The following is a 17,387-nucleotide window of genomic DNA, read 5'->3' as shown; positions in this document are numbered from 1 at the left end:
CTGCCGGGCGTCCGCCTCAGGCGGCGTCCAGCAGGTCGGCCAGCGTGCGGGCGATGACCTTGGTGGCGCGCCGCAGGTCTTCCAGCACCACCCGCTCATCGTTGCGCTTGGCGTGCGATTCCAGCACGGTGCGCGGTCCGGCGCCGTAGATCACGCCCGGAATGCCCGCTTCGGCGTACAGGCGCACGTCGGTATAAAGCGGCGTGCCCATGGCGGCGATGGGCTCGCCGAACAATTCCTCTCCATGTTTCTGTATGGCCTGCACCAGCGGCTGGTTGCCCGGCAGCGGGCGCATGGAATTGGCCAGCAGCAGGCGCTTGATGTCCACGCTGATGCCGGGCACGGAGGCGGCGGTTTCCTGGATGATGCGGCGGATGTCGGCCTCGACCTCGGCCGCGTTTTCTTCGGGGATCATGCGCCGGTCCAGCTTGAAGACCACCTTGCCCGGCACCACGTTGGTGTTGGTGCCGCCTTCGATGCGGCCGACGTTCAGGTAGGGGTGGCTGATGCCCGGCACCTCGGAGCGGATCTCCCGATACCGCGTGTTCTGCGCGTACAGCGCGTTCAGGATCGCGACCGCGCCTTGCAGGGCGTCCACGCCGCTGCTGGGGATGGCGGCATGCGCCATCTTGCCGTGGACCGTCACTTCCATCTGCAGGCAGCCGTTGTGGGCGGTCACGACCTCGTAGCTGAAACCCGCGGCGATCAGCAGATCGGGCTTGGTCAGTCCTTGGGACAGCAGCCAGCCGGGGCCGAGCAGGCCGCCGAATTCCTCGTCGTAGGTGAAGTGCAGTTCGACCGCGCCGCGGCTGGGGCGGGCGACGGCTTCCAACGCGCGCAGGGCGAACGTGTAGCTGGCGAAATCGCTCTTGCTGACCGCGGCGGCGCGGCCGTACAGGCTGCCGCCGTCGATTTCGCCGCCGTAAGGATCATGTTCCCAGCCTTCGCCCGGCGGCACCACGTCGCCGTGGGCGTTGAGCGCCACGCGCAGGCCGCCCGCGCCGTACTCGCGGCGCACGATGAGGTTGGTGATGGATTGCAGGCCATAGTCCCGCACCTCCTGCGCCGGCACCGGATGGGCTTCGGCCTCCAGGCCGAAGCCTTGCAGCAATTCGGTCGTGCGCTCGGCGTGTGGCGCATTGTTGCCGGGAGGCGTGTCGGTCGGCACGCGCACCAGCTCCTGCAGGAAGCGGACTTCCTCGTCAAAGTGGGCGTCAATCCAGGCGTCGAGTCGGGCGTAATCGGTCATGGTCGGCTATTGGGTGTCGTGGGCAAGATCGTCGAGCAGGCGCAGGAACGCCAGCACGGCAAGCTGGATGTCGTCGCTGGAGGTGGATTCGCGCGGGTTGTGGCTGATGCCGGAGTTCTGGCCGCGTACGAACAGCATGGCCTGGGGCATGACTTCATGCAGCTTCATGGCGTCGTGGCCGGCGCCGCTGGGCATGCGATGGACGGGCAGTCCCAGCGCGTCGACGGCGCGTTCCCAGCGCTGCTGCCAGGCCGGATCGCTGGGCGCGGCGGCGGCGCGCATGGTTTCTTCCAGCGTGTAGCGCAGGCCGCGGCGCTGGCAGATGGCTTCGAGCTCGGCCAGCACGTCGTGCGCCAGCGCATCACGCTGCGCGTCGCTGGGCGCGCGCAGGTCCAGGCTGAAGCGGCATTCTCCCGGCACCACGTTGATCGAACCGCCGGGCACTTCCAGCATGCCCATGGTGCCGACCGAGTCGCCGTCGCGGGCGGCGCGCTGCTCCACGTACAAGGCCAGCTCGGCCGTGGCGGTGGCGGCGTCGCGGCGGCGGTTCATCGGGGTGGTGCCGGCGTGGCAGGCCAGGCCGTTGATCCGCACCTGATAGCGCACGCAGCCGTTGATGGACGTGACCACGGCCAGCGGCAGCCCCATTTCGTAGAGCACCGGACCTTGTTCGATGTGGACTTCGATGAAGCCCAGATAACGGGCGGGGTCGCGCTTGAGCATGGGGATGTCTGCGCTGCGCAGGCCGGCTTGCGCCATGGCGTCGCGCATGCTGACGCCGTCGGCGTCCTGCTGGTCCAGCCATTGCGGCTTGAAGTCGCCGATCAACGCGCCCGAACCCAGGAAGGTGGCGCGGTAGCGCTGGCCTTCCTCTTCCGCGAAGCCGATGACTTCCAGGTGGTAGGGCAGGCGCTTGCCCTGGCGGTGCAATTCGCGCACGCAGGCCATCGGCACGAAGATGCCCAGCCGGCCATCGTACTTGCCGGCGTTGCGCACGGTGTCGTAATGGCTGCCGGTCATGAGGGTGGGGGCGTCGGCGCTGGCGGCCAGGTAGCGGCCGACCACGTTGCCAACCGCATCGATGCCGACCTCGTCGAAACCGCAGTCGCGCATCCATTGCGACAACAGCGCGGCGCAGGCGCGGTGGGCTGCGGTCAGGTAGGTGACGGTGAGCTGGCCTTTTTCTGCGTAGCCCGGATCGCTGTGGACGGCCAGTTGTTCGCCCCAGTCCCAGATGTCGTTGCCGATGGCGGGCTCGGCGTCGAAGCTATCGCGCAGGCGGATCTCGGCGATGCGGTGCAGCTGCTGCTGGGCCTCTTCGAACTCCAGGTCCGGCGGGTTGTCCAGGCGGCGGGTGAATTCGTCGATCACCTGCTGGCGCGTCATGCCGGCGCCGCGCGGGCCGCGCACGGCCAGCACGAAGGGAAAGCCGAATCTGGCGCCGTAGTCGGCGTTCAATGCTTGCAGGCGAGCCAATTCGGCGGGCGTGCACGCGGCCAATCCGGCCAAGTCCTGTTCGCGTGCCGAATCCGCATTCCGGGGCGTGCCTGCTGCCAGCTCCGGATGGGCGCGCAGCAGCGCCGTCCGGGCGTCGGCGTCCGCCTCGTTCACGGCGCGGCGCAGGCGCTGCGCCAGGTCGGCCAGCGAGCGAAACGGCCGGTGACCAAGCGCGCGTTCGGCGATCCAGGGCGCATGTCCGTACAGGCCGTCGAGCATGGCGACGGCGTCCGCGGGCGCCGCCGCATTGAGTTGGGCTAGGGTATGGGCCATGGCCGTCCTGTTCAGGCGTTGGGGGTGTAGGGATGCGCCGCCTTCCAGTGGCGCGCGATGTCCAGCCGCCGGCAGACCCAGACGCGGTCATGGCTGGCAATGTGGTCCAGGAAACGCTGCAGCGCGGTGATGCGGCCGGGCCGGCCCAGCAGGCGGCAATGCATGCCGATGCTCATCATCTTGGGCGCTTCGTCGCCTTCGGCGTAGAGCGCGTCGAAGCTGTCCTTCAGGTACTGGAAGAAGGGATCAGCGTGCGAATAGCCCTGCGGCAGCGCGAAGCGCATGTCGTTGCAGTCCAGCGTGTAGGGCACGATCAGTTGCGGCACGACGCTGCCGTCCGTTTTCTGTACGCGCATCCAGAAGGGCAGGTCGTCGCCGTAGTAGTCGCTGTCGTACTCGAAACCGCCATAGTCGGCCACCAGGCGCCGCGTGCGCGGACTGTCGCGGCCGGTGTACCAGCCCAGCGGACGGCTGCCGGTCATTTGCGTGATCGCGTCCATGGCCAGGCGCATGTGTTCGCGCTCGGTGGCCTCGTCGATGTGCTGATAGTGGATCCAGCGCCAGCCGTGGCAGGCGATCTCGTGTCCCAGTTCGACGAAGGCGGCGGTCAGTTCCGGATGGCGCTGCAAGGCCATGCCCACGCCGAATACCGTCAGCGGCAGGCCGCGCTTCTCGAACTCCCGCAGGATGCGCCAGACGCCGGCGCGCGAGCCGTACTCGTAGATGCCCTCCATGCTGAGGTGGCGCTCGGGATAGCTGGCGGGGTTGAACATTTCCGACAGGAACTGTTCGGACCCGGGGTCGCCATGCAGCACGCTGTTCTCGCCGCCTTCCTCGTAATTCAGCACGAACTGCACCGCGATGCGCGCCTGCCCCGGCCATCGGGCATGCGGCGGATTGCGGCCGTAGCCGGCCAGGTCGCGGGGGTAGGGGAGCGTGGAATCGTAGACGGTCATGAGGCGGGCGGAGGGCAACGGCGCGCGGCGGCCGGGCGTGGGTGAGCGGATGACTTCCTGATGATCAGCACCATAGCGGGAAATCGTGGTTTTGTATACAAACTATGTACATAATTTTATTTGGGGGCTGGAAAGGCGGGCCCAAACGAAAAACCCAGCCGGCGGATACGCCGGCTGGGCTGCGCTTCCTGCGCTCATCATCGGCGCTGGCGGCCAGGACTGGCAAGTCCAGGGCCTGGCCGGCCTTTCAGCGCAAGTCGCCGCAAGGCCAGCCGAAGGCGCCGTAGGCGCCCTTATCCGTTGCGGTAGAGAAAGCTGTAGGCGTTGATCGCCGGCACCCCTCCCAGGTGCGCATACAGAACCCGCGAGCCGGCCGGAATCTCGCCGCGGCGGATGATGTCCATCATGCCCTGCATGGATTTTCCTTCGTAGACCGGGTCGGTCATCATGCCCTCGAGCCGGGCGCAAAGACGGATGGCCTCGTTGGTCTCGGCCGAGGGGAGGCCATAGGCCGGGTAGGCATAGCGGGTGTCCAGCACCACGTCGCGCTCTTCGATGGCGGCGCCGAGTCCGACCATGTCGGCCGTGCGCCGCGCGATGCGCAGGATCTGCGCGCGGGTTTGCTCGGGCGTGCCTGAAGCGTCGATGCCGATGACGCGGTCCGCGCGGCCATCCGCCGCAAAGCCCACCACCATGCCGGCCTGCGTGCTGCCCGTGACCGCGCAGACGACGATGTAGTCGAACTTGAAGCCCAGCTCGGCTTCCTGGCGCCGCACTTCCTCGGCGAAGCCGACGTAGCCCAGGCCTCCGAGTTCGTGGTCGGACGCGCCCGCTGGAATCGCGTAGGGCTTGCCGCCGCGCTTGCGGACATCTTCCAGCGCCTCTTCCCAGCTGCGGCGAAAGCCGATGTCGAACCCCTGGTCCACCAGACGCACGTCGGCGCCCATCAGGCGGCTCATCATGATGTTGCCGACCCGGTCGTAGACCGCGTCCGAATAGTCCACCCAGTTTTCCTGCACCAGCACGCAGGCCAGCCCGAGCTTGGCGGCCACGGCCGCCACCATGCGGGTGTGGTTGGACTGGATGCCGCCGATGGTGACCAGCGTGTCGCAGCCCTGTTCCAGCGCCTGCGGGATCAGGTACTCCAGCTTGCGCAGCTTGTTGCCGCCGAAGGCGAGGCCGCTGTTGCAGTCTTCGCGCTTGGCGTAGATCTCGACCTTGCCGCCCAGATGCGCGGACAGGCGCTCGAGCTTCTCGATGGGGGTGTCGCCGAAGGTCAGGCGATGGCGCGGAAATCGTTGCAGATCCATGGGACTCTCCTGGGCCGGGCCGGGTGGCGCGGATGGAAAAATCATAGGAATTTCAAGGATTTGCCGTCAATTGCGTATTTTTATTATTTAAAAGGAAAATAATTAAATAAACGTCCAGGTTTCTATTTAATATTTCTAGATTGGCTTTTTGATCGAAATTTAATTTTCAGGGACGCATCAAATGCCGACGAATTCTGACCTGGACCGCATCGATCGCCACATCCTGCGCGTGCTGCAGCAGGACGCCCAGATCACCAACCTGGAACTGAGCGCGCGCGTCCACCTGAGCCCGGCCGCCTGCCTGCGCCGCGTGGAAAAGCTCAAGAGCGAGGGTGTCATCCGCAAGACCGTCGCCCTGCTGGAACCGGCAGAGGTGGACATGGCCACCCTGGTCATCGTGGGCGTGGTGCTGGACCGCTCCACACCGGAGTCCTTCACGGATTTCGAAGCCGCGGCGCGCGGCATCAGCGGCTGCCTGGAATGCCACCTGGTGGCAGGCGAGTTCGACTACTTCCTGATGCTGCGCATCCGCGACCTGGAACGCTTCAACAAGCTGCATGCGGGCGAGATCATCAAGCTGCCCGGCGTACGCCAGATCCGCACCTTTTTCGTCCTGAAAGAGATCCTGTCGACCACCGAATTGCCCGTATGAACGAGGCTAATGCGCAACACTGCAATTTTTGCCAGTGAAAATGATGCGGCGCGGCATTTTGGATTGCCGGAAATTGAATGCGAGTAGACGGCGCAATGGAAGGGGTTGCCTGGACATTCCAATGCTGCATGATGGCATTCCGAATGCGCTTTTGCGTCACGCAAACGCAAGAAGACGTCCTTAAACTCAAAGGGCTATACTCTTATCCCATACGGCTTTTAAGGCTTGTACGCGCCTTCTGCCCCTGCTATCCGCTTAACGGGAAGCCCGTGTCGCGGAAGGTTTTCCTGCATCGTGTCGAGTGAAGCACTCGTAAAGGTGAAGCGATATGTCTTCGGAAATAGAATCTCTATCCACGTCTTATCTCTTTGGGGGTAACGCCCCTTATGTTGAGGAGCTTTACGAAGCCTACCTCGACAATCCCGGTTCGGTACCTGACAACTGGCGCGAATACTTCGACCAGCTGCAACACGCTCCCGCCACCGACGGCCAGGAATCCACCCGCGACCAGGCCCACGCTCCCATCGTCGAATCGTTCGCCCAACGCGCCAAGGCCAATGCCTTCGTGCAACGCGCGGCCGAACCCGATCTGACCGTGGCCAGCAAGCAGGTTTCGGTGCAGTCGCTGATCGCGGCCTACCGCTCCCTGGGTTCGCGCTGGGCCGACCTGGATCCGCTCAAGCGCCAGGAACGTCCCCCGATCCCCGAACTCGATCCGGCCTTCTACGGCCTGACCGAAGCCGATCTGGACCAGACCTACTCGGCCACCAACACCTACTTCACGACCGCCAGCACCATGACGCTGCGCGACATCCTGAAGGCGCTGCGCGACACCTACTGCCGCAGCATCGGTGCCGAATTCACGCACATCTCCGACCCCGCCGCCAAGCGCTGGATCCAGGAACGCCTGGAAGCCACCCTGGGCGCGCCGGCCTACTCGGCCGAAGAAAAGCGCCACATCCTGCAGCAGCTGACCGAGTCCGAAGGCCTCGAGCGCTTCCTGCACACCAAGTACGTCGGCCAGAAGCGCTTCTCGCTGGAAGGCGGCGAAAGCTTCATCGCCTCGATGGACGAAGTGGTGAACCACGCCGGTGAAAACGGCGTCCAGGAAATCGTGGTCGGCATGGCCCACCGCGGCCGCCTGAACCTGCTCGTGAACATCATGGGCAAGATGCCCGGCGACCTGTTCGCCGAGTTCGAAGGCAAGCACGCCGAAGGCCTGACCGACGGCGACGTGAAGTACCACAACGGCTTCTCCAGCGACCTGTCCACCCGTGGCGGCCCGGTCCACCTGTCGCTCGCGTTCAACCCGTCGCACCTGGAAATCGTCAACCCCGTGGTCGAAGGCAGCGCACGCGCCCGCCAGGAACGCCGCGGCGACGCCGAAGGCAAGCAAGTCCTGCCGGTGCTGGTGCACGGCGACGCGGCCTTCGCCGGCCAGGGCGTGGTCATGGAAACCCTGAACCTGGCCCAGACCCGCGGCTACGGCACGGGCGGCACGCTGCACATCGTCATCAACAACCAGATCGGCTTCACCACGTCCGACCCGCGCGATTCGCGCTCGACGCTGTATTGCACCGACGTGGTCAAGATGATCGAAGCGCCGGTGTTCCACGTCAACGGCGACGATCCCGAAGCCGTCGTGTTCGTCACCAAGCTGGCTCTGGACTACCGCCTGCAGTTCCGCCACGACGTCGTCGTGGACATCGTCTGCTTCCGCAAGCTGGGCCACAACGAGCAAGACACCCCGTCGCTGACGCAGCCCCTGATGTACAAGCGCATCGGCCATCACCCCGGCACGCGCAAGCTGTACGCCGACAAGCTGACCACGCAAGGCGTGCTGGCCGAAGGCGAAGCCGATCAGCTCGTCAAGGACTACCGCCAGCTGATGGAAGACGGCCAGCGCACCATCGAGCCGGTGCTGACCGACTACAAGAGCAAGTACGCCATCGACTGGTCGCCGTTCCTGGGCGCCAAGTGGACCGACCAGGCCGACACCGCCGTGCCGCTGGCCGAACTCAAGCGCATCGGCGAACGCATCACCACCGTGCCGGAAGGCTTCACGGTGCACCCGCTGGTCGCCAAGCTGCTGAACGACCGCCGCACCATGGCCAAGGGCGAAATGAACCTGGACTGGGGCATGGGCGAACACCTCGCCTTCGCGACCCTGGTGTCCTCGGGCTACGCCATCCGCATCACCGGCCAGGACTCGGGCCGCGGCACGTTCACGCACCGCCACGCCGTGCTGCACGACCAGAACCGCGAACGCTGGAACGACGGCACCTACATTCCGCTGCAAAACGTCTCGGAAGGCCAGGCTCCGTTCACCGTCATCGACTCCGTGCTGTCCGAAGAGGCGGTGCTGGGCTTTGAATACGGCTACTCCAGCGCCGAACCCAACACGCTGACCATCTGGGAAGGCCAGTTCGGCGACTTCGTCAACGGCGCCCAGGTCGTGATCGACCAGTTCATCAGCTCCGGCGAAGCCAAGTGGGGCCGCCAGTCGGGCCTGACCCTGATGCTGCCGCACGGCTACGAAGGCCAGGGTCCCGAGCACTCGTCGGGCCGCATCGAGCGCTTCCTGCAGCTGTGCGCCGACAACAACATGCAAGTGGTCCAGCCGACCTCCGCGTCGCAGATCTTCCACGTGCTGCGTCGTCAGATGATCCGTCCGTTCCGCAAGCCGCTGGTGCTGTTCACGCCCAAGTCGCTGCTGCGCAACAAGGACGCCGGTTCGCCCCTGACCGATCTGGCCGGCGGCAGCTTCCGCCCGGTCATCGGCGAGGTCGACGAGGCCATCGACGCCAGCAAGGTCAAGCGCGTGCTGGCTTGCTCGGGCAAGGTCTACTACGATCTGGTCAATGCCCGCCGCGAGCGTGGCGCCGACAACGTTGCGATCGTCCGCGTCGAACAGCTGTATCCGTTCGCGCACAAGTCGTTCGAAACGGAACTGCGCAAGTACCCGAAGGCAACCGAAGTGATCTGGGTTCAGGACGAACCGCAGAACCAGGGCGCCTGGTTCTACGTTCAGCATCACGTGTACGAGAACATGGTCGAAGGCCAGAAGCTGGGTTACGCCGGCCGCGCCGCGTCGGCATCGCCGGCCGTGGGCTACCTGGCCAAGCACCAGGAGCAGCAGAAGGCCCTGATCGACACGGCTTTCGCGCCCAAGTTCAAGGTCATGTTGACGAAGTAACACTCGCTTGATGCACGCGCCGCGCGCGCAGGTTTCTGGAATTCCGATTCGAAGCTTGCCGCGCAGCGCGACCAGAACACAAACTTTACGGAACAAACAAAATGGCTATTACCGACGTCGTCGTCCCCCAACTCTCCGAATCCGTCTCCGAAGCGACGCTGCTGACCTGGAAGAAGCAGCCGGGCGCTGCCGTTGAAGCGGACGAAATCCTGATCGAAGTCGAAACCGACAAGGTCGTGCTGGAAGTGCCGGCTCCCGCCTCGGGCGTGCTGGCTGAAATCGTCAAGGGCGACGGCAGCACCGTCACCTCCGGCGAAGTGCTGGCCCGCATCGACACCGCCGGCAAGGCCGCCGTTGCCGCCGCCGCGCCCGCCGCCGAAGCGCCCAAGGCCGCCGAGCAAGCCGCTGCTGCTCCCGCCGCTCCCGCTTCGTCGGCTGCCGCCGGCGTGGCTTCGCCCGCCGCTGCCAAGATCCTGGCCGAGAAGGGCGTCGACGCCGCTTCCGTGGCTGGCTCCGGCCGCGACGGCCGCGTGACCAAGGGCGACGCCCTGGCCGCCAGCGCTCCCGCCAAGGCCGCTCCGGCCAAGGCCGCCGCCCCGGTCGCGCCTCCGACGCTGTCGCTGGACGGCCGTCCGGAACAGCGCGTGCCGATGAGCCGCCTGCGTGCCCGCATCGCCGAGCGCCTGCTGCAATCGCAGCAGGAAAACGCGATCCTGACCACGTTCAACGAAGTGAACATGCAGGCCGTCATCGACCTGCGCAACAAGTACAAGGACAAGTTCGAGAAAGAGCACGGCATCAAGCTGGGCTTCATGTCGTTCTTCGTCAAGGCTGCCGTTGCCGCGCTGAAGAAGTTCCCGCTGATCAACGCCTCGATCGACGGCAAGGACATCATCTACCACGGCTACTTCGACATCGGTATCGCTGTCGGCAGCCCGCGCGGCCTGGTTGTGCCGATCCTGCGCAACGCCGACCAGCTGTCGATCGCCGACATCGAGAAGACCATCGCCGACTTCGGCCGCCGCGCCGCTGACGGCAAGCTGGGCATTGAAGAAATGACCGGCGGCACGTTCTCGATCTCCAACGGCGGCGTGTTCGGCTCGATGCTGTCGACCCCGATCATCAACCCGCCGCAATCGGCCATCCTGGGCGTGCACGCCACCAAGGATCGCGCCGTGGTTGAAAACGGCCAGATCGTCATCCGCCCGATGAACTACCTGGCGCTGTCCTACGACCACCGCATCATCGACGGCCGCGAAGCCGTGCTGGGCCTGGTCGCCATGAAGGACGCTCTGGAAGATCCGCAGCGCCTGTTGCTGGACCTGTAATCTCGACGCCCCGGCCCGGCGCCCGATCGACCTTCGGGTCTTGCGGCGCCCCGGCCGGCTCCATGCCGGCCCGCAGGGCGGGGCGTGTTCCACTCAATACCTCTTCGCGAGAACACTATGTCCAAACAATTTGACGTCGTCGTCATCGGCGCGGGCCCCGGCGGCTACATCGCCGCCATCCGCGCCGCGCAGCTCGGCATGTCGGTGGCTTGCATCGACGCCTGGCAGAACGGCCAAGGCGGCCCGGCACCCGGCGGCACCTGCACCAACGTCGGTTGCATCCCGTCCAAGGCGCTGCTGCAATCGTCCGAACACTACGAACAAGCCAACCACCACTTCGCCGAGCACGGCATCGAAGTCAAGGGCGTCAGCCTGAAGCTCGACACGCTGATCGGCCGCAAGAACACGGTGGTCAAGCAGAACAACGACGGCATCCTGTACCTGTTCAAGAAGAACAAGGTCACGTTCTTCCATGGCAAGGGCGCGTTCGCCGGCCAGGTGGAAGGCGGCTGGGCCATCAAGGTCACCGGCACCGCCGAGGAAGACCTGGTTGCCAAGCACGTGGTGGTCGCCACCGGTTCGTCGGCGCGCGAGCTGCCCGGCCTGCCGTTCGATGAAAAGGTCGTGCTGTCCAACGACGGCGCGCTGAACATCGGCGCCGTGCCGAAGACGCTGGGCGTGATCGGCGCCGGCGTGATCGGCCTGGAAATGGGCAGCGTGTGGCGCCGCCTGGGTTCCGAAGTCACCATCCTGGAAGCCATGCCGGAATTCCTGGCCGCGGCTGACGGCCAGGTGGCCAAGGAAGCCCTCAAGGCCTTCACCAAGCAAGGCCTGAACATCCAGATGGGCGTCAAGATCGGCGAGATCAAGGCGACCGCCAAGTCCGTCACCGTGCCCTACGTCGACGCCAAGGGCGCCGAGCAGAAGCTGGTGGTCGACAAGCTGATCGTCTCGATCGGCCGCGTGCCTTACACCGGCGGCCTGAACGCCGACACCGTGGGACTGAAGCTCGACGAGCGCGGCTTCATCGCCGTGGACGGCGACTGCAAGACCAACCTGCCGAACGTCTGGGCAGTGGGCGACGTGGTGCGCGGTCCGATGCTGGCGCACAAGGCCGAGGAAGAAGGCGTGGCGGTTGCCGAGCGCATCGCCGGCCAGCATGGCCATGTCAACTTCGACACCGTGCCGTGGGTGATCTACACCTCGCCGGAAATCGCCTGGGTCGGCAAGACCGAACAGCAGCTCAAGGCCGAAGGCCGCGAGTACAAGGCTGGCAGCTTCCCGTTCCTGGCCAACGGCCGCGCCCGCGCGCTGGGCGACACCACCGGCTTTGCCAAGGTGATCGCCGATGCCAAGACCGACGAGGTCCTGGGCGTGCACATCGTGGGCCCGATGGCCTCGGAACTGATCTCGGAAGCCGTGACCATCATGGAATTCCGTGGCGCGGCCGAAGACATCGCCCGCATCTGCCACGCGCACCCGACGCTGTCGGAAGCCGTGAAGGAAGCCGCATTGGCCGTGGACAAGCGCGCATTGAACTTCTGATACGCGCATAGCCGATGCAAGACGGGGGCGGGTTCACGGATCCGCCCTTTTTTCATTCTGCTTTTCCTGCTCCCACATGAACGTCCGCGAATACTACGAACACGCCCTGGCCGAACGCGGCTACAAGCCCGACGAAGCCCAGAAAAAGGCGATCGACCGGCTGCAGCGCTATTTCGACGAATGGGTCAAGTTCAAGTCGATGCGCTCGAACGCGCTGAAGAAGCTGCTGAACCGCCCCGACGTGCCGCGCGGCGTGTACCTGTGGGGCGGAGTGGGGCGGGGCAAGAGCTTCCTGATGGACGCTTTCTACGCCACCGTGCCCGTGGTGCGCAAGACGCGCCTGCACTTCCACGAATTCATGCGCGGCGTGCACCGCGAACTCGAAGAAGTGAAGGGCATGCAGGATCCGCTGGACGAGGTGGCCAGGCGCGTGGCCAAGCGCTACCGCCTGATCTGCTTCGATGAGTTCCACGTATCCGACGTGGCCGACGCGATGATCCTGCACCGGCTGCTGTTCAAGCTGTTCGAGTACGGCACGTCCTTCGTGATGACGTCCAACTACGAACCCTCGACCCTGTATCCGGACGGCCTGCACCGCGACCGCATCCTGCCCGCGATCCAGCTGATCCAGGCGCGCATGGACATCATGAACGTGGACGCCGGCGTGGACTACCGCCGCCGCTCGCTGGAACAGGTGCAGTGTTATCACACGCCGCTGGACGAGCGTGCCCAGAACGCTTTGCAGGAAGCGTTCGACAGCCTGGCCGATACGCCGCCCCAGGATCCGGTGCTGCACATCGAACACCGCGAGATCCGCGCGCTGGCGCTGGGCGGGTCGGTGGTGTGGTTCGATTTCGCCACGCTTTGCGGCGGGCCGCGTTCGCAGAACGATTATCTGGAATTGGCCAATCGCTTCCACGCGGTGATCCTGTCGGGCGTACCCCGCATGGGACCGCGCCAGGCTTCCGAGGCGCGCCGCTTCACCTGGCTGATCGACGTGTTCTACGACCACCGCGTCAAGCTCATCATGTCCGCCGAATGCGAACCCGAGGAGATCTACACGGAAGGCGCGCTGGCCAATGAATTCCACCGCACCGTCTCGCGCATCCTGGAAATGCAGTCGCGCGAGTACCTGGAGTCGGAACGCCGCCACACCGTGTCGTTGTAGTCGCGCCGCATCTGTCCGGATTTTCCGGGCAGATCGCGGTTGAAATTGGTAATACAAGTCATTATCAATTAAGATTTGGAGACTTCTGGTCCAGCACCGCAGTTTCCAACGTGTCTTCCACCCTCCTGTCCGCATCGGCCGCGCGCACCGACCCTCCCGCCGCGCCCGTCGATGGCCTGTACCGCGATCATCGCTCCTGGCTGTTCGGCTGGCTGCGCCGCAGGCTGGGCTGCGAGCACCGCGCCGAAGACCTGGCGCAGGACGTGTTCCTGCGGGTGATCCAGGGCCGCAAGGCGGTGCGCGCCACCGAAGCGCGCGGGCTGCTGACCACCATTGCCAAGGGTCTGGTAGTGGACCACCAGCGGCATGCGGCGCTGGAACGGGCCTATCTCGCCTATCTGGCCGCCATTCCCGAGGCCTATGCGCCATCCCCCGAGGAACAAACCGAGCAGCTGCAATCGCTGGCGCGGCTGGACCGTTTGCTGGACGGCCTGCCGCCCAAGGCCCGATCCGCGTTCCTGCTGTCGCAGCTCGACGGGCTGACCTATCCCGAGATCGCCCGGCGGCTCGAGGTTTCCTTGAGTTCGGTGCAGCAATACATGGTGCGCGCCATGACCGCGTGCTACGCGGCCTTTGATGACTAGCGCCGCGGATCCCGCCGCGGACCCCGTGGCGGGCCAGGCGATCGCCTGGTGGGTGCGGTTGCAATCCGGCCTGGCCGGAGCGGCGGAGCGGCAGTCCTGTGAGGCATGGCTGGCGCAAGACCCCGCGCACCGCTGCGCGTGGGACCGCTTGCAGCGCATCAGCCAGGACGCGCGCCGCGTGCCGGCGGCATTGGCGCATGGTGCGCTGACGCGCTCCGCATCGTCCTCGCCCCGATCGACCGGCCGTCGCACGGTGTTGCGCGGATTGCTGGCTATCGGCGGTACGGCTTTTACCGGCTGGGCTGCCTACCGCCACACACCGTGGCAGCGGCTGGCGGCGGACCTCAGCACGGGCGTCGGCGAGCGGCTGGCGGTAGCGGTGGCGGATGGGCTGCACATCACCTTGAACAGCGACAGCGCGGTGCGCCTGCATGTGCAGGGCGATGCCCGCGGCATGGACCTGCTGCGTGGCGAAGTGCTGGTGCGGGCCGAAATGCGGCCCGGCATGGCGGCGCTGCGCGTGGATACGGGGCATGGCGAGCTACGCGTCGAGCAGGCGCGCTTCGATCTGCGCCGCACCGCCGAAGGCGCGCGCGTGGGCGTGTACGAAGGCAGTCTGGCGCTTTTGCGCGGCGGCGCGGTCACCCATGCGGAAGCCGGGGAGCGCCTGCAATTCTCCGAACACGGCGACGTCGGCCGTCTTGCATCCGATTCCGACCGGCTGGCCTGGACCGACGGGCTGGTGGTGGCCAAGGACTGGCGCCTGGACTATTTCGCGCAATACCTGGCGCGCCAGCGGCTGGGCATGATCCGGGTGGACCCGGCGGTGGCGGGCCTGCGGCTGTCGGGCGTCTTTCCGCTGGACGACGCCGAGCGTGCGCTCAAGGCGCTGGAGTCCACCTTGTCCATCCGCGTGACACGACATACGCAGTATTGGCTGCAGGTCGGTCCGCGCGAGGCGTGAGCGTTACAAATTTTTTTGCCTGCGGCTTGCAGGTTTTCCGATCCCGTACGGAAGGCAGGGATAGATACCACCGTACAGGGAGAGTTTTGTGTCCGTTTCATCTCACCCGCGCTTGCGCGCCCCCTTGTCCGCCGGCCGCGTGGCCCTGCTGGCCGCCATGTGCGCGGGCGGGCTTGCCGCCGGCATGCCGCAGTCCTGGGCGCAGCCGGCGCCCGCCTCCGCGAATGCGCCGCGCAGCTACCAGATCGCTGCCGGCTCCTTGGCCGATGCCCTGACGCAGTTCGCGCGCAGCGCCGGCGTGGTCCTGTCGTTCGACCCCGCGCTGGTGCGGGGACGCCGCTCGGACGGGCTGGACGGCGCCTATTCGGTGGGCGCGGGATTCGCCCGCATCCTGTCGGGCAGCGGCCTGCAGGCGCGCGCGCAATCGGGCAATACCTGGACCCTGGCGCAGGTCGCCGCGCCCGCGGGCGACACGCCCACGCTGGCGCCAGTGACCGTGTCCGGCCTGTCCGACAGCCCGATCACGACGGTGGGCTATGTCGCGACGGTGAGCGCCAGCGCCACCAAGACCGACACGCCGCTGATCGAAACGCCGCAGTCGGTATCGGTCGTCACGCGCGAGCAGATCACGGAGCAGGGCGCGCAGACGCTGAACCAGGTTCTGCGCTACACCGCGGGCGTGGCCACGGAATCGCGCGGCGCCACTGCTACGCGCCTGGACCAGTTCAGCGTGCGCGGCTTTTCGGCGTCGACGTATCTGGACGGCCTGCGGGTATTTGGCGGCCGCGACGCCTTGCCGCAGGTGGACGCCTATCGGCTGGAGCGCGTGGACGTGCTGAAGGGACCGGCCTCCGTCATGTACGGGCAGGGCGGTCCGGGCGGCGTGGTCAACCAGGTCAGCAAGCGCCCGCTGGAAGAGACGCTGCGCGAGGTCGAGGTGCAGGTCGGCAACTACGACTACCGCCGCGCCAACTTCGATTTCGGCGGTCCGGTCGATGAAGACGGCAAGTTCCTGTACCGCCTGGTCGGCTCGGGCTACATGTCCGACGGCCAGGTCAAGGACACCAAGGAGCGCCGCTACTTCGTATCGCCGGCCTTTACCTGGAAGCCCAGCAGCGACACGACGCTGACGGTGCTGACCAACTTCCAGCGCGATCCCGACATGGGTTCCTACGGCAGCGTGCCGGCCATGCGCACGCTGCTTTCCGCGCCCGACGGCATCCGCCTGCCGGCCGATTACTACGACGGCGACGCCAACTTCGAAAAAAGCGATCGCAAGAGCTATTCGCTGGGCTACGTGCTGGAGCACCGCTTCAACGACAACATCAAGGCATCGCAAAGCCTGCGCTGGACGCGCGCGGAAGCGCAGTACCGCAGCATCTACGGCGCGATGACCAACAACTACGGCTACACCGACAAGACCTACCGCTACCAGCAGCGTGCGTCGATCGCGACCGATGTGGACGTGGGCGCGCTGGTGCTGGACAACAACGTGCAGGCGCGCTTCAACACCGGTCCCTTCGCCCATACTACGTTGCTGGGTTTTGACTACCAGCACGTCAAGACCGACACGCTGTCCGGCTTCGGCACCGCGCCCGCGCTGGATGTGCTGAACCCGAACAATCATCAGAACATCCCGGTGCCGGCGTTCTCGTCGGACGCAACCTCCAAGCAGTACCAGACCGGCCTGTACTTCCAGGACCAGATCAAGATCGACCGCCTGTCGGTGTTGCTGGGCGGACGCTACGACTGGTCGCGCACCGTGGGTGAGACCACCACGATCGCCACCGGACGGGTCGCGCCGTCCTCGCTGAATGCGGAGAAGTTCACGGGCCGCCTGGGTGCGATCTACAACTTCGACAACGGCGTGGCGCCGTACTTCAGCTATTCGGAATCGTTCGAACCGCAGTCCGGCACGGGCTGGCAGAACAAGCCGTTCAAGCCGATCGAGGGCAATCAGTACGAGGTCGGCATCAAGTACCAGCCGCCGGGCAGCGCCACGCTGCTGTCGTTTGCGGCGTTCGACATCCGCCGCGAGAACATGACCACCACCGATCCGGATCCGACCCACATCTGCGGCACGGCCGGCGGACGCTGCTCGATCCAGGCGGGCGAGCTGCGCACGCAGGGCATCGAGCTCGAAGCCAAGACCGAGCCCCTGCGCGGCCTGACGCTGGTGGCTGCGTACTCCTTGATGGACAACGAGTACTCCAAGGGCTATCCCAACGCCGCGGGCCTGAACCTGAAGGGCAAGACGCCCGTGGGCGTGCCTTCGCAACAGGCGTCCGCCTGGGCCCGCTACCAGTTGCAGGAAGGTCCGCTGGCGGGCGTGGGCGTGGGCGGCGGCGTGCGCTACATCGGTTCCTCGTATGCCAACGAGACCAACACGCTGAAGGTGCCGTCGGTCACGTTGTTCGACCTGATGCTGGACTATGACCTGGGCCGCGCGTCGCCGTCGCTCAAGGGCATGCAGGTGGCGCTGAACGTGCAGAACCTGTTCGACAAGGAATACATCGCCTCGTGCTCGGGCGATTCCTGGTGCTGGTACGGCTACCAGCGCTCCATCAAGGCCAGCCTGCGCTATCGCTGGTAAGCCTTGCCGCTA

The 17,387-nt window shown here is 65.9% G+C and carries 12 protein-coding genes; 8 read left to right on the top strand and 4 right to left on the bottom strand.

Features of this window, described 5'->3' with window-relative positions:
* Positions 1-16: 16 nt before the first annotated feature.
* The 4 genes from NGK62_RS02695 to NGK62_RS02680 all read right to left on the bottom strand — a co-directional run bounded on the left by NGK62_RS02695 (position 17) and on the right by NGK62_RS02680 (position 5,285).
* Positions 17-1,249, bottom strand: coding sequence for a M20 family metallopeptidase (locus tag NGK62_RS02695; protein ID WP_059374648.1), 1,233 nt, complete (start codon positions 1,247-1,249; stop codon positions 17-19).
* A gap of 6 nt (positions 1,250-1,255) precedes the next feature.
* Entirely contained in the window at positions 1,256-3,019 is a 1,764-nt protein-coding gene (uraD, locus tag NGK62_RS02690) for a 2-oxo-4-hydroxy-4-carboxy-5-ureidoimidazoline decarboxylase (RefSeq protein ID WP_251877330.1), read from the bottom strand.
* Positions 3,020-3,030: 11 nt separating this feature from the next.
* A complete protein-coding gene (gene puuE, locus NGK62_RS02685; protein ID WP_118933991.1) occupies positions 3,031-3,975 on the bottom strand; it encodes an allantoinase PuuE in 945 nt (314 codons plus the stop codon).
* Between the two features lie 293 nt (positions 3,976-4,268).
* Positions 4,269-5,285 (bottom strand): 1-aminocyclopropane-1-carboxylate deaminase, encoded by a 1,017-nt coding sequence (locus tag NGK62_RS02680; protein ID WP_054450759.1) that lies wholly within the window; start codon positions 5,283-5,285, stop codon positions 4,269-4,271.
* A gap of 181 nt (positions 5,286-5,466) precedes the next feature.
* On the opposite strand from NGK62_RS02680, the gene NGK62_RS02675 reads away from it, so the two are divergent.
* From NGK62_RS02675 to NGK62_RS02640, 8 genes are all read left to right on the top strand, one after another.
* A complete protein-coding gene (locus NGK62_RS02675) occupies positions 5,467-5,937 on the top strand; it encodes an Lrp/AsnC family transcriptional regulator (RefSeq protein ID WP_059374642.1) in 471 nt (156 codons plus the stop codon).
* A gap of 328 nt (positions 5,938-6,265) precedes the next feature.
* Entirely contained in the window at positions 6,266-9,133 is a 2,868-nt protein-coding gene (locus NGK62_RS02670) for a 2-oxoglutarate dehydrogenase E1 component (protein ID WP_118933990.1), read from the top strand.
* Between the two features lie 101 nt (positions 9,134-9,234).
* Complete coding sequence (gene odhB / locus NGK62_RS02665; RefSeq protein WP_059374638.1) at positions 9,235-10,461, top strand: 2-oxoglutarate dehydrogenase complex dihydrolipoyllysine-residue succinyltransferase; 1,227 nt, start codon at positions 9,235-9,237, stop codon at positions 10,459-10,461.
* 117 nt (positions 10,462-10,578) lie between these two features.
* The gene (lpdA, locus tag NGK62_RS02660; protein ID WP_059374636.1) at positions 10,579-12,006 is read left to right on the top strand and encodes a dihydrolipoyl dehydrogenase; all 1,428 of its coding nucleotides are present in this window, start codon (positions 10,579-10,581) and stop codon (positions 12,004-12,006) included.
* 76 nt (positions 12,007-12,082) lie between these two features.
* Positions 12,083-13,174 carry a cell division protein ZapE gene (gene zapE / locus NGK62_RS02655; protein WP_059374633.1) on the top strand — a complete coding sequence of 364 codons (1,092 nt, stop codon included), beginning with the start codon at positions 12,083-12,085 and terminating at the stop codon, positions 13,172-13,174.
* A 110-nt stretch (positions 13,175-13,284) separates the two neighbouring features.
* Complete coding sequence (locus NGK62_RS02650) at positions 13,285-13,818, top strand: sigma-70 family RNA polymerase sigma factor (RefSeq protein WP_251877328.1); 534 nt, start codon at positions 13,285-13,287, stop codon at positions 13,816-13,818.
* The gene (locus NGK62_RS02645) at positions 13,811-14,782 is read left to right on the top strand and encodes a FecR domain-containing protein (RefSeq protein ID WP_251877326.1); all 972 of its coding nucleotides are present in this window, start codon (positions 13,811-13,813) and stop codon (positions 14,780-14,782) included. Before NGK62_RS02650 ends, NGK62_RS02645 begins: the two co-directional genes overlap by 8 nt.
* 157 nt (positions 14,783-14,939) lie before the next feature.
* On the top strand, positions 14,940-17,375 hold the full coding sequence (locus NGK62_RS02640) for a TonB-dependent siderophore receptor (protein ID WP_502802970.1): 2,436 nt from the start codon (positions 14,940-14,942) through the stop codon (positions 17,373-17,375).
* Positions 17,376-17,387: the final 12 nt, after the last annotated feature.

The sequence above is a fragment of the Achromobacter sp. Marseille-Q4954 genome, from assembly GCF_943737025.1.
GTDB lineage: Bacteria > Pseudomonadota > Gammaproteobacteria > Burkholderiales > Burkholderiaceae_B > Achromobacter > Achromobacter bronchisepticus_A.
Note: the sequence above shows the minus strand (reverse complement) of the source record. Positions and strands in the feature narration are given on the sequence as shown.

What these genes read in the sequence shown, in the direction of transcription:
- lpdA (WP_059374636.1), top strand. Translation starts at nt 10,579, where the DNA reads ATGTCCAAACAATTTGACGTCGTCGTCATCGGCGCGGGCCCCGGCGGC.
- NGK62_RS02695 (WP_059374648.1), bottom strand. Translation starts at nt 1,249, where the DNA reads ATGACCGATTACGCCCGACTCGACGCCTGGATTGACGCCCACTTTGAC.
- NGK62_RS02675 (WP_059374642.1), top strand. Translation starts at nt 5,467, where the DNA reads ATGCCGACGAATTCTGACCTGGACCGCATCGATCGCCACATCCTGCGC.
- NGK62_RS02680 (WP_054450759.1), bottom strand. Translation starts at nt 5,285, where the DNA reads ATGGATCTGCAACGATTTCCGCGCCATCGCCTGACCTTCGGCGACACC.
- NGK62_RS02640 (WP_502802970.1), top strand. Translation starts at nt 14,940, where the DNA reads ATGTGCGCGGGCGGGCTTGCCGCCGGCATGCCGCAGTCCTGGGCGCAG.
- NGK62_RS02670 (WP_118933990.1), top strand. Translation starts at nt 6,266, where the DNA reads ATGTCTTCGGAAATAGAATCTCTATCCACGTCTTATCTCTTTGGGGGT.
- zapE (WP_059374633.1), top strand. Translation starts at nt 12,083, where the DNA reads ATGAACGTCCGCGAATACTACGAACACGCCCTGGCCGAACGCGGCTAC.
- NGK62_RS02645 (WP_251877326.1), top strand. Translation starts at nt 13,811, where the DNA reads ATGACTAGCGCCGCGGATCCCGCCGCGGACCCCGTGGCGGGCCAGGCG.
- puuE (WP_118933991.1), bottom strand. Translation starts at nt 3,975, where the DNA reads ATGACCGTCTACGATTCCACGCTCCCCTACCCCCGCGACCTGGCCGGC.
- uraD (WP_251877330.1), bottom strand. Translation starts at nt 3,019, where the DNA reads ATGGCCCATACCCTAGCCCAACTCAATGCGGCGGCGCCCGCGGACGCC.
- odhB (WP_059374638.1), top strand. Translation starts at nt 9,235, where the DNA reads ATGGCTATTACCGACGTCGTCGTCCCCCAACTCTCCGAATCCGTCTCC.